This window comes from Ruegeria sp. AD9 (genome assembly GCF_056542305.1).
Genome location: NZ_JBQFZP010000008.1, coordinates 40,975 through 53,192, shown reverse-complemented (window position 1 = coordinate 53,192; position 12,218 = coordinate 40,975). Strand labels below are relative to the sequence as shown.

The window sequence follows — 12,218 nt, the reverse complement described above, 5'->3', positions numbered from 1 at the left end:
GGAAATGGCCAGTTTACTGCCCAGAGAAACAGCCACACGGCTCTATTTTTCGCTCGGGTCGCTTTCCGCGTAATTCCGTAATACATCCATGTCTGCAATTTCCGCGTGGTTTCGGTTGATCTTCACCCCGACTGGTTTCAACCTCGAAAACGCTCGGCTCAGGCTTTCGGGTTTCATCCCCAGACGTCCGGCGATCAGCATCTTGTCATACGGCAGTTCAACTTCGCACTGGCCGGCATCGCTATCACACAGATTCAGCAGAAATTCCGCGACACGCTGCGCACCTGTCTGGGCCTTGAGCTGTTCGAGCTGCGCCACAAGGGAATGCAGGTGCGTGAATGTGGCCGCCAGAATCGACACGCAGATTTCCGGATCTTGCTTCATCAGCGACAGCAGCACCGGACTTGGAATGTGCATGATCTCGCAGGGAGATACCGCCTCGGCCGAAACGGGATAGGGCACATTGCGCAGCGCAACGGCTTCACCAAAGCTTTCACCGCGCGTGAAAACACTCACCACGGCTTCGGCACCGGTCGGGGAAATGCGAAACAGCTTGACCCAACCAGCCAGTACAACATGTACGGCCCTGGCTTCTTCCTCTTGCAGAAAGATTGTCTCGCCCCGGTCGTATTGCCGCCAGACGGCCTGACGCAGCAGAGTATCGACATGTTGCTCTGGCAGGCTTCGCAAGAGCAGTGACTGCCGTGCAACTATCTTTTGTGCCTCGTGTGACAAGAAGGCAGCCCCTTATTCGTCCGTTCCGGGAACACCCCCGGATGATCAACCCCGTGACATGCTATGCCAAAGCCAGCGCGGGGGTGCCACCCTTTTCTCGGTCTCCAACTTGACTATTGTCATGTAAGGGCGCGAACCACTGGCATAGGTTCAACGAAATTTCAGTTATCCGGGGAGCACGCCAGATGGACTTCGAGCGATTTTTCAGCCACAGCCTCGACACTTTGAAAGACGAAGGCAACTACCGGATTTTCATCGACCTGCAACGCCGCTGTGGCGCGTTTCCGAACGCGCGTCAAACTGACGGACCGGTCCAGCGGGATGTGCGGATCTGGTGCTCGAATGACTATCTGGGCATGGGGCAGCACCCTTCGGTGATCTCTGCCATGCACGACGCACTGGATCGCTGCGGAGCAGGCGCTGGCGGTACGCGCAATATCTCGGGCACCACGCATGATCACGTTCTGCTGGAGGCTGAGCTGGCTGATCTGCATGAGAAAGAAGCCGCGTTGCTGTTCACCTCGGGATATGTGTCGAACTGGGCTGCTTTGGGGACATTGGCCGCGCGAATTCCCGGGCTGATCGTGTTTTCTGACGCGCTCAACCACGCCTCGATGATCGAAGGTATCCGGCATTCGCGTGCCCAGAAGGTGATTTGGAAACATAACGACCTCGCGGATTTGGACGCCAAATTGGCCGCAGCGGATCCCGACGCACCCAAGATGATCGCATTTGAATCGGTTTACTCCATGGATGGCGATATCGCTCCCATCAAGGAAATCTGCGATCTGGCTGACAAATACGGCGCGATGACCTATCTGGACGAAGTTCATGCCGTCGGCCTTTACGGCCCGCGCGGTGGCGGGATTGCTGAACGCGATGGATTGATGGATCGCCTGACGGTCATCGAAGGTACATTGGGCAAAGCGTTCGGCGTGGTTGGTGGGTATATCGCGGCCTCAGCCGCGCTGTGTGATTTTGTCCGCAGCTTTGCCAGTGGCTTCATCTTCACGACTGCCCTACCCCCATCGATTGCAGCCGGCGCTGCCGCATCGATCCGGCATTTGAAGCATTCAAGTGCAGAGCGTGACTTGCAAAAGACCCGCGTGGCGCAGGTACGCGCCCGATTGGATGCCGAGGGCATTCCGCATTTGCCCAACCCCAGCCATATCATCCCGGTGATGGTTGGCGACCCGGTGAAGTGCAAGTTCATTTCGGACACCCTGCTTGAGGAGTTTGGCATCTACATTCAGCCGATCAACTACCCAACAGTTCCAAAAGGAACCGAGCGCCTGCGGATCACGCCGTCACCCGTTCATACAGACGAGGATATCGATCATCTGGTGGGCGCATTGTCGGCGCTGTGGCAGCGCTGTCAGATCGCGCGGATGCCAATGGCCGCACAATAACCTAAGCGTCCCTTTGCTTGGTAACCTGCCGCCCCTTTTGGGGCGGCTTTTTTCAGATCAGGTAAAGTGCGAAGATCACAGCAGAGAACCCCGTCAAAACCATGGTGAAACCCCGCAGCCAGCCCGGGCTTTCAGCCAGGTCCAGATATCGGGCCAGGATCACACGGGCTTTGATCAGGGCAAGGAGCAGGATACCACCTGCAATGAGTTCGCCAGGCGTTTTCATCAGGGTCAAAAGCGTTGAGGCTAGACTGAGTGCCAGAAGCACCAGCCATGCGCTGGTGAGTGAGTTCGGACGCCTCCGGCGGGAGTATTTAGCAAAAGATGAAATTGCCGACATCTTGGTTATCCCAGAAGATAAATCACGGGAAACAGCAGGATCCAGACCAGATCGACCATGTGCCAGAACTGTGCGCCCGCTTCGATGTTACGAGGATCATCGCGCCACGCGACCAGCAACAGGATACCCACCCCGGCCAGAACATGCGCCGCGTGAAACCCCGTTAACAGGTAGTAGAACATGAAAAACGGGTGGGTTTCATAGGTAATGCCTTGCCCCGCCTTTCCAGCGTATTCCACGCTTTTGACAACCAGGAATGCAATCCCAAGTACAGCCGCACCTGTCAGGGCCAGCCTGGCCTTGAACCGGAATGCTGCGCGGCGCCAGTTCAGGGCCTGTGCGGCCAGATAACCAGATGTGACCAGTATTGCAGTATTGAAGGCTGCCCCTGTTCGATAAAGATGCGACTGCGCCTCGGCAAAGCCTGCGGGGTCGGTCAGGCGAACGCCCATGAACGCGATCAGCCCGGCACCAAAAACCAGCAGCTCACTGATAATCAGAACCCACATCAGCAATTCGCCCGGAAGCTCGTCGATGAAAGAAGTTTCGCTCATGCTCCGACCAGTTGGCGGTAGATCTGCGGTAGGGCCATGGTCAAGCGGTGTGGGTCAGGAATAACCGCAAACCCACCCTGTCCGAACATGCGCGGGAACCAGCTTTTGCCGGTTTTGTCGATGGTGACGCCAAAAACCGATTGCCCGGCGCGGCGTGCCTCGCGCACGGCCATGCAGGTGTCTTCAATACCGTGGCGCCCTTCGTAATGGTCAAGGTCATTGGGTTTGCCATCGGTGATCACCAGCAACAGGCGGCGTTTGCGGGTCTGGCTTGCCAAATCCTTTGAACAGTGGCGGATCGCGGCCCCAAGTCGTGTGTAATGACCGGGTCGCAGCGATGCGATACGTTGTTCAACTTTGGCACCCATCGGCTCATCAAACCGCTTGCACCGCTGGATATAGACGCGCTGGCGTTTCAGCGAACTGAAGGCATGAATGGCGAAATCGTCGCCGCAGGCGTTCAGGCCCCAGGCCAAAGCGGCCAGAGCTTCACGTTCAATGTCGATCACGGCGCGACCGGTTACGGCACTTTCAGTGGAACGGCTGACATCCAGCAGGATCGAGACTGCCAGGTCGCGCGCCTCGGGGCGGGATTGTTGCCAAATGCGGTCGTTGCTTTCGCCACTGGCCATGCGGTCAGTTTCGGCACGCACGGCGGCTTCGATATCCAGCTGGTCACCATCAAGATGGCCGCGTGTCATCACACGACCGGGGCGCAGCGCCTCGAACTGGCGTTTGACCGCGCGGATGCGGCGAGCGGTGGCTGGGTCCTTGCCAAACGCGGCAGCATCGTCGCGGATATCTGCATCCGACAGCAGGACGTTGACGTGATCTGGCAGATACCGGCCCGAGCGCACGTCCCATTCGGGATAGAGGATGCGGCCGGACAGACGCTCGCGGTTCACATCCTCGGGTGCCAGATCAAGGTGCAGCTTCAGCCGCGTTGGGGGGGCTTTTGATATCTGACCCAGGCCAATCTCTTCCTGATCATCGGCCGCTTTCTTGGCGTTGTCGGGATCGTCATCGTCGATGCGGCGGTTGATGTTCAGGAACTCGGCCCAGCTGAGGATGGCTTCGAACTTGTGCAGGATGAAACTGTCGCTGCGCTCGGCTTGATCCGATTTGCGACGGCGGGCGCGGTGGGTTTTCTCGCCGGATTCCTCGGGCGGACCTTCGGTTTCGGGGTTTTCCACCTCGTTATGTTCGGAAAAGCCAACCGCGCGCAGTTCGGGCCATAGGGGAACCGGGCGCATAGGCTGATAGCCGCGGGGGGCGATCAGGTCCTCGTCCAGTGTCAGAAGCTGCTCGGCTTTCGCCGACAGCGGTTGAGGGTCACCCAGCCTATGTTGGATAAGTTCTTCGACTGCCGCCTCAACCGGTGGTAGGTTGGGGATATCGCGCTGATGCAGCACGCCCTTGCAAAGCTCGGTATATAGCGGGCGCAGGCCGGGGGCGTCGTCCAGGGTCGCATCAACCATGCCCTGCGCGGCGATCAGCGCGCGCAAGTCGGCGCGCAGCGGATCGTCTTCATCAATTCGCGTTCCGGCATGGGCAGCCGCAGCGGCCAGCCAGACATACAGCGCGCCGTTTGCTTCGCGGGCTGGAAAAACCGCCAGCCGGTCCGGTAGGCGCAGAACTTCACCGTCGAACGAGGCGCGTGGCATCAGTTCTGCCTCTGTCGCCAGACGACGACGCCAACCCAGACGGTGGTGTGAAACCTCGGGCGAGACCGGGCGCAATTCTACGCCCGGACCACCGCCCAGCCCTCGAAAGAGGACGGCCAGCCGCCCCGCGACCTCAGAGAGGTCGACCGCGGCTCCATCGTGCACCAGGGGTGCATCGAGGCGGCTGGCAAGGGTGTGCCACAGTTTCCCGATCGTTTCTTCGGGTTCCCATGGCTCAAAATCGATCTTGACCATCGGCCGGCCTCACCCAAAGACAGCCGTAACAAGATCGAGGAGCCCGCGTTTGATATCCTCGTCATCTGTCAGAGGTTCGATCATGGCGGCAAGGATGGCGCGGTCGGTGGACATGCCTTGTGCGATCAGTGTCGCGGCATAAACAACCAGTCGGGTGGAAACGCCTTCCTCAAGATCCTGACCCTTGAGCCCGCGCAGCTTACCCGCCAGCCGCACCAGCGGCTTGCAACGTTCCAGCGGCAGACCGCTTTCCTGTGCAACCACTTCGGCTTCCATCTGCGCGGACGGGAAATCGAACTCCAAAGAGATGAAGCGTTGCCGAGTCGAAGGTTTCAGGGTTTTCAGGATATTCTGGTAACCGGGGTTGTACGACGCCACCAGCATGAAGCCAGGTGCGGCCTCAAGCTCTTCGCCGGTGCGGTCGATTGGCAGGATGCGCCGGTCATCGGTCAGCGGGTGCAGAACGACAGTGACGTCTTTACGGGCCTCGACCACCTCGTCGAGGTAGCAAATCGCCCCTTCGCGCACTGCCCGGGTGAGGGGGCCATCGACCCAGACGGTTTCCCCGCCTTTCAGCAGATAACGGCCAATCAGGTCGGCAGCCGCCAGATCATCATGGCAGGCGACGGTATAAAGCGGGCGGCCAAGTTTTGCGGCCATGTGGGCCACAAAGCGGGTCTTTCCGCAGCCCGTCGGACCTTTCAGCAGAACTGGCAAGTCGTTGTTATAAGCCGCGGTGAACACATCGCATTCATCGCCTTGGGGCAGGTAGAAGGGGGCGTTTGCCGCCCCCTCTTTCAGTTTTATGGAGCCATCCATATCCATTACTCCGCAGGGGTTTCGGCGGCGCCGGGTTCAATAACTTCTTTCCGGGGAACCCAGATCGAATAGATGAACAGCAGCGCACCAAGGACCACGACGATACCGGAACCCAGACGCATCCAGTAGAAGATTGCGATCTGGTCTTGTACGTCCATGAAGTAATCTCCGACCACACGTTGCATGTGCGTCTGCACGGTTCCGCCGAAGGTCAGCACGAAGGTCATAAAGACCATACCGCTGGTCATCAGCCAGAACGATCCCATGTTCAGCACCTGATTGTAAGGATCACGGTTCTTGAGGATCGGCATCGCATAGCTGAAGATCGCCAGGTTGAGGCAGACATAGGCACCGTAAAAGGCCAGGTGACCGTGGGCCGCAGTGATCTGTGTGCCGTGGGTATAGTAGTTTACCCCGTGCAGCGTATGCAAGAAACCCCAGACGCCGGCACCAAAGAAGGCAAGCGTTGCACAACCCAGAGACCACAGCAGAGCGGCTTTGTTGGGATGATCACGACGACCTTTCCAGACCATGACGAAGGCAAAGGCCATCATCGCGAAGAACGGGATCACCTCGAGGCTTGAGAAGATCGACCCGATCCACTGCCAGTAACCGGGGGTACCGATCCAATAGTAGTGGTGACCTGTTCCAAGAATGCCCGAGAACAGCGCGGCGGCGACAATGACATAGAGCCATTTTTCAACCACCTCACGGTCCACACCGGTCAGCTTCAGCATCAGGTAGGCCAGAATTGAGGCCATGATCAGTTCCCACACACCTTCGACCCACAGGTGGACAACATACCACCAGTATTGCTTGTCCAGGGACAGGTTGCCCGGGTTGTAGAAGGCAAACAGGAACAGCAGCGCCAGACCCCACAGGCCCAACAACAGGATATTGGTGATTGCAGTCTTCTTGCCCTTCAGAACGGTCATCGACACGTTGTAAAGGAACATCAGCGCGGCGACGACGATACCGGCCTTGACCCATTTGGGTTGCTCAAGGAACTCGCGCCCTTCTTTGCCCAGCAGCCAGTTGCCTTCGAACAGGTTGAAGACATAGGTCAGAACCACGCCCAACGTACCGACCACAAGGATGATCAGCTGCAGATAAGCCAACTTGGGCGAATGGATTTCACGCTCGGATTCTTCCGGAATAAGGAAGTAGGCTGCACCGAAGAAGCCCAGTATCAACCAGACGATCAGCGCGTTGGTGTGCAGCATCCGCACGATGTTGAACGGCAGAAGCTCGCTCAGGAAGTTCGGGAATACATAGATGAAGCCGGCCAGCAGGCCGCCGATCACCTGTATCGCGAACAGTGCCATGGCTACCGCAAAGTAGGCATAGGCGATTTTTTGGGATTCGTATTTCATTGCTCCATTCCCCTTCTCAGCCAGCCTCGTTGGGCGGCCAGTCCTGAGCGTCGATATTGTCCGTCCAGATCAGGAAGTTGGTCAGATCCCGGATCTCTTCGTCGCTGAGGTTGAATTGCGGCATCTGCCGACGACCGGGAATGCCGGTGGGTTGTGCCTCCATCCAGCCCTTGAGGGATTCAAAGGCCGATTCCGGGTCGTCCAACACGCCCCAACGTGTCATCACATTGCCGACCTCAGGGGCAAAGTACGCCCCTTCACCAAGGATCGTGTGACAGTTGATACAGGCGTGTTTTTCCCAAACATGTTTACCCCGAACCACACTTTCGTCGAGCTTCGCGGCATTTTCAGAATTGACGATATACAGGTGTGAATGGGCTGATAGAGCCAGAAAGATGAGGATGAAGAACAGTGACCCGCCATAGAATATATTGCGAGCCATGCTCTTTGTCATGACTTCTCGCATCGCGCTCTCCTTTGCGCAGATTAGCTAGTGCAGGCAACATGACGTGCGGGTCACAGGACTGCCTTAACGAAAGTCAAGACTTCTAAAGTATCCTCAGGAACAAGATCAGACATCCGCAAACAGCGAAAATAGTGAAATGACCTTGGGGTTGCCTTTAAATCTTAGGCAATTGTGAACACTTTCGCGTCGACTTTTTGACATGAAGGACCTATTCAACCACCTGAGAAAAAGGTGAAAAATTCCGTTTCAATGATTGATGGGTAAAAATGGCGAACTATTCCTATATCGGTTATACCCCTGGTGTAATCACGGTGAATACGATTGGGCCGGACACGGTTACGTTGGATGTCAATTTTGATCCTGACACGGATCGTCGTTTGTTCAGTGTGACTGACGCAGCCGGTGGTTTTATTCAAAACGGAGGTGGAGCACCTGTTGTCGATACAGGGGATGTTTTCAACGGTGACCGCTTTGACGACGAAGACGGCGATGACCTGACGCAGACCGGTACTATCACCACCCTCGATGGTTCGACCACCTTTTTAAGCGGCCCAATATACTTAGAAGAATCGTACGTGCTGTCCAAACCAGGCGGAGGCACAATTACTGTATATCGCGTCGAAGTTGACGGCGTATTGGGCGGCTATATTACCTCTGAACCTCTTGTGCCCGGTACGACCTACTCGATGAACATCGTGAATGTCACGCCGACCAATGCGCCCGACACAACTGACCCTGCTGCCATTATTGACGTGCCGTGCTTTGCTGCCGGAACACTTATCATGACGCCAGAAGGTCCGATACCCATCGAGGATCTGAAGGTGGGTGACATGGTCGTCACTGCCGACAATGGACCGCAACACATACGTTGGATCGGGACGCGAAACCTATCGCATGAAGAGCTGGTGAAAAAACCCAAGCTGCTACCAATCCTCATCAAGGCCGGGGCCTTGGGGTGTGACTTGCCAAAACGCGACCTGCTTGTTTCGCCACAGCACCGCATACTGGTTCGATCCCGAATCGCCGTCAGAATGTTCGACGCAGAGGAAATCCTGGTCCCCGCTCGTATTCTTGTCGCCAGCCCTGGTATCAGCGTTGCAGATGACACCGTGTCAGTCACATATCTCCATCTTTTGTTCGACCGCCATGAAATCATCTACGCAGAAGGTGCCCCGTCAGAAAGCCTTTTTGTCGGCGCACAGGCTCTGTCCAGCGTTCCCCCAGAAGCAAGGGCGGAAATCTTCGACCTGTTTCCGGAACTAGAGACCCCAAACTACGTTCCTCAAGCTGTGCGGCACATACCTGAAAACGGAAGACGCGCACGTGCGCTCGTGTCCCGCCATGTAAAGAACGAACGCCCCTTGATATTCTGAATAGTAATACGCGGTTAAGGTTCCGTGTCAGCCGTGCTTCGCTGCGCGCGGGCCTGTCAGCGCGGGCCACATGGCAAACAGGTACAACCCGATTGCGGCAATCCATAACCCGTCAGCCGTCAGCATGGCCGTCATATATCCACCTGCCAGCCCGGACCCCAACCAGCGGACCAAAGCCGCCGCCGCCATCAGCCCGTATCCGACCGCCATTGGCGACGGTGCAACAAGGGGCCGGCCGCTGTGGCCAAGGGCGGCGCGGCTCATGACGGCAAGGGTCATGCCACCAACGCACCCGATCCCCAAAATGTGAAGCGCGCCGATCTCATTACCATATCCGATGACGGCAGACCCCCACAGCAACAACCCAAGGGCCAGCATCATCAGGCCCAGGTGCAAAGCAATCAGGATCGGCTGCCGCAGCGCCCAACCCGCTCTCCACCGTGCCATGCGCATCAGTTGGGCGCCGCCCAGCAGCAACGCGCAGATACCCGCCAAGGAAACACTGCCCAAGGTCAGCACCAACAACGGCAGCATAAGGGCAAGCGCCATCACGGCCTTTTCCAGCACCGCGTTTGAAACCGGCCACAGGGCTTCGGGCACACCGTCGCGTTTCATTGCATTGCGCGTAAAGGCTGGAGTGATACGCCCCCCCAGTATCGCTATCATTGAACACAAGGTCAGCAGCCCTGCGCGCACCCCGGTATTCAACGTGTCTGTGGTGAGTCCAATCCATTCCAGATGAACCATCAGGTTGGCCACCCATACCAAACTCAGAAGATACAGAAATATCATGTTCTGTGGCTTGGGCCTGCGTACCAGCTGGCTGGCAATTTTCAGGACAAGAATTGGAACAAAGCTCAGGTCGATAATTGCGACGGCAATCGGAGAGAGCGACCCTGATAACCACACCACCAGCCGCCCCGCCATCCAGATCAGCGCTACGACCGTGACAAAACGCGCCCGCACTTCGGGCGTCCCGGTCCAGTTCGGAACTGCCGTCAGAAAGAACCCACCCAGCGCTGCTGTTGCATAGCCAAAAATCATCTCATGGGCATGCCACATGACCGGGGGCATTCCATAACTTTGCTCGTCATAAGGTAAAAGCCCATCCAGTGAGGCCAGCCAAATACCCCAGGCGACACCAGCAAATACGCCATAAAGACCGGCGGAAAGGAAAAATACCCGAAATCCTTCGCTGAAAATGCGCGATATTGCAGATGACATGCCTGCTCTCCATGGCCCATCTCGTCATTCAACAAGCAGTACCGTCCGACGGGATTGAGGCACTTAACCGAAATCAAGACGTAAAAACATGTGAAAAAAAACAGGTTTTATCGCTGAAATCTGCACCTGGTTTTTGTCCAAAGAGCGAAGTTAGCGCCGCGCCCGTTGACTTTGGTCAAGGATGACAATCCCGTGATGGATCAGTCTCCGCATTGCCTCACCACGCAAATGGAGAGTGATCATGTCACTTGGAATCAGCTACAACAAGACCGGCCGCGCTTTTGGGGTCGGATTGGCAATGTTGTTGGGCAGCGTCGCTGCTCCAGCTTTTGCCGACGAGCCAACACTTAGCGACGAAGCCTTTGAAGCTTCGAAACAACTGTACTTTGAACAATGTGCAGGCTGCCACGGGGTTTTGCGCAAAGGCGCTACCGGTAAAAACCTGGAACCGCATTGGAAGAAGACCGCAGCCGACGGCACCGTAACCGAAGGCGGCACCCTGAAACTGGGTCAGGAACGCCTTGAGAAAATCATCGCCTGGGGAACTGAAGGCGGGATGAACAACTTCTCGGACATCATGTCTGAGCAGGAAATCAAGGATATGGCGACATACATCATGATGGAGGCCCCAAAGCCGCCTGAAATGTCGCTGGAACAGATGAAGGCAACCCGCAAGGTCTACGTCGAAGAAGCGGACTATCCGACCGAACCGCTGCACGGCCGCAACTGGGAAAACTTCTTTGTCGTCATCGAACGTGACGTCGGCAAGGTTGCAGTCATTGACGGCGACACGAAAGAAGTGCTGACGCATATTCCGACCGGCTATGCCGTGCACGTCCTGAAGGCTTCGGAGCATCACAACATCACCGAACCCGAAACGCCGGGCCGTTTCTGGTATACAATGGGCCGTGACGGCAAGATGACCAAGATCGACCTCTGGCAAACGCCGGACAAGATGCTGGTTTCGGAAGTCAAGATCGCCTATGACGCGCGCGATGTCGCCGTGTCCGGTGACGGCAAATACGTCATCGGCGGTGGGTACTGGCCGCCTCACTTTGCGATCGTTGACGCGCAGACCATGGAGCCGGTCAAAGTCGTATCGACCCGTGGCACCAACGTAGATGGCGAGTATGTGGAAGAAGCCCGTGTGGCCGCTATCTACACCACGCCGAACGAACCCACCTGGATCGTTGCCGTGAAAGAGCTGGGGCAGCTCTGGCAGGTTGACTACACAGACCTCGACAACTTGCGGATCGACAAGATCAACTCGGCCAAGTTCCTGCATGACGGGTTCTTCGACCCGACAGGCCGGTACTTCCAAATCGCGGCTAACGCATCGAACAAGATGGTCGTTGTCGATACTGAAACGCACAAGCTTGAGGCGATGATCGACACCGCTGCTCTGCCGCACCCCGGTCCGGGCGCCAACTGGATTGACCCGAATTGCGGACCTGTGGCGGGCACAACCCACCTGGGTGTCGGTACCGTGACAGTCTGGGGCAACGACCCAGAAGGTCATCCGGATCAGGCCTGGAAAACCTGTTACGAGGTGGAAACCGACGGCCCCGGCCTGTTTGTCCGCACCCACCCGAACTCGGATTACATCTGGGCTGATCAGACCAAACACCCCGAGCCGGAAATTCAGCAATCGGTTCAGGTCATCTCGAAAGAGACCGGCGAGATCGTGAAAACCATCCAGATCACCGAAGACGAAGGCAGTGCCGCTGTTCACTTCGAATTCAACGCCGATGGTACCGAGGTCTGGGTTTCCAAGTGGAACCTGTCGGACTCGAAGGAACCCAACGGTCAGATTGTGATCTTCGACGCCAAGACATTGGAAGAGATCGGTCGGATTGACGGACTTTACGCCCCGACCGGCAAATTCAATGTCTACAACCGGTCGAACCACGTCACCTGACGGGTTCGCAACCTAAACCGGAAAGGGCGGGCCCCTCGCCCGCCCTTTCCTCGTTTGACAGATCCGCCAAACTCACCGGCCTGCCACC

Annotated in this window: 11 protein-coding genes; 3 read left to right on the top strand and 8 right to left on the bottom strand. The window is 57.0% G+C overall.

Translation table 11 applies throughout. The features are described from left to right. Positions 1-42: 42 nt before the first annotated feature. A complete protein-coding gene (locus tag ACR0AM_RS13230; RefSeq protein WP_480477349.1) occupies positions 43-735 on the bottom strand; it encodes a Crp/Fnr family transcriptional regulator in 693 nt (230 codons plus the stop codon). A gap of 185 nt (positions 736-920) precedes the next feature. Here ACR0AM_RS13230 and hemA point away from each other — a divergent pair, with 185 nt between their 5' ends. Then, positions 921-2,144, top strand: a complete 1,224-nt coding sequence (hemA, locus tag ACR0AM_RS13225; protein ID WP_480623144.1) for a 5-aminolevulinate synthase — start codon at positions 921-923, stop codon at positions 2,142-2,144. 52 nt (positions 2,145-2,196) lie between these two features. Here the strand turns inward: hemA and ACR0AM_RS13220 are convergent, their stop codons facing one another. From ACR0AM_RS13220 to ACR0AM_RS13195, 6 genes are read right to left on the bottom strand one after another with little or no spacing between them, the layout of a single operon-like run. Then, positions 2,197-2,484 carry a cytochrome C oxidase subunit IV family protein gene (locus ACR0AM_RS13220; protein ID WP_480623143.1) on the bottom strand — a complete coding sequence of 96 codons (288 nt, stop codon included), beginning with the start codon at positions 2,482-2,484 and terminating at the stop codon, positions 2,197-2,199. 5 nt (positions 2,485-2,489) lie between these two features. Next, positions 2,490-3,038, bottom strand: a complete 549-nt coding sequence (locus ACR0AM_RS13215; RefSeq protein ID WP_480477355.1) for a cytochrome c oxidase subunit 3 — start codon at positions 3,036-3,038, stop codon at positions 2,490-2,492. Further along, complete coding sequence (locus ACR0AM_RS13210) at positions 3,035-4,957, bottom strand: nitric oxide reductase activation protein NorD (RefSeq protein WP_480623142.1); 1,923 nt, start codon at positions 4,955-4,957, stop codon at positions 3,035-3,037. Before ACR0AM_RS13210 ends, ACR0AM_RS13215 begins: the two co-directional genes overlap by 4 nt. A gap of 9 nt (positions 4,958-4,966) precedes the next feature. After that, positions 4,967-5,776: an AAA family ATPase gene (locus tag ACR0AM_RS13205; protein ID WP_480477359.1), complete on the bottom strand. Its 810-nt coding sequence runs from the start codon at positions 5,774-5,776 to the stop codon at positions 4,967-4,969. Positions 5,777-5,781: 5 nt separating this feature from the next. Then, positions 5,782-7,149: a cbb3-type cytochrome c oxidase subunit I gene (locus tag ACR0AM_RS13200; protein ID WP_480623141.1), complete on the bottom strand. Its 1,368-nt coding sequence runs from the start codon at positions 7,147-7,149 to the stop codon at positions 5,782-5,784. Positions 7,150-7,165: 16 nt separating this feature from the next. Next, positions 7,166-7,615 (bottom strand): c-type cytochrome, encoded by a 450-nt coding sequence (locus ACR0AM_RS13195; protein WP_209597154.1) that lies wholly within the window; start codon positions 7,613-7,615, stop codon positions 7,166-7,168. Between the two features lie 266 nt (positions 7,616-7,881). On the opposite strand from ACR0AM_RS13195, the gene ACR0AM_RS13190 reads away from it, so the two are divergent. After that, positions 7,882-8,988 (top strand): Hint domain-containing protein, encoded by a 1,107-nt coding sequence (locus ACR0AM_RS13190; protein WP_480623140.1) that lies wholly within the window; start codon positions 7,882-7,884, stop codon positions 8,986-8,988. Between the two features lie 27 nt (positions 8,989-9,015). On the opposite strand, the gene ACR0AM_RS13185 is transcribed toward ACR0AM_RS13190, so the two are convergent. Then, a complete protein-coding gene (locus tag ACR0AM_RS13185) occupies positions 9,016-10,212 on the bottom strand; it encodes an NnrS family protein (RefSeq protein WP_480623139.1) in 1,197 nt (398 codons plus the stop codon). 241 nt (positions 10,213-10,453) lie between these two features. On the opposite strand from ACR0AM_RS13185, the gene ACR0AM_RS13180 reads away from it, so the two are divergent. Continuing rightward, positions 10,454-12,130, top strand: a complete 1,677-nt coding sequence (locus ACR0AM_RS13180) for a cytochrome D1 domain-containing protein (RefSeq protein WP_480477367.1) — start codon at positions 10,454-10,456, stop codon at positions 12,128-12,130. Positions 12,131-12,218: the final 88 nt, after the last annotated feature.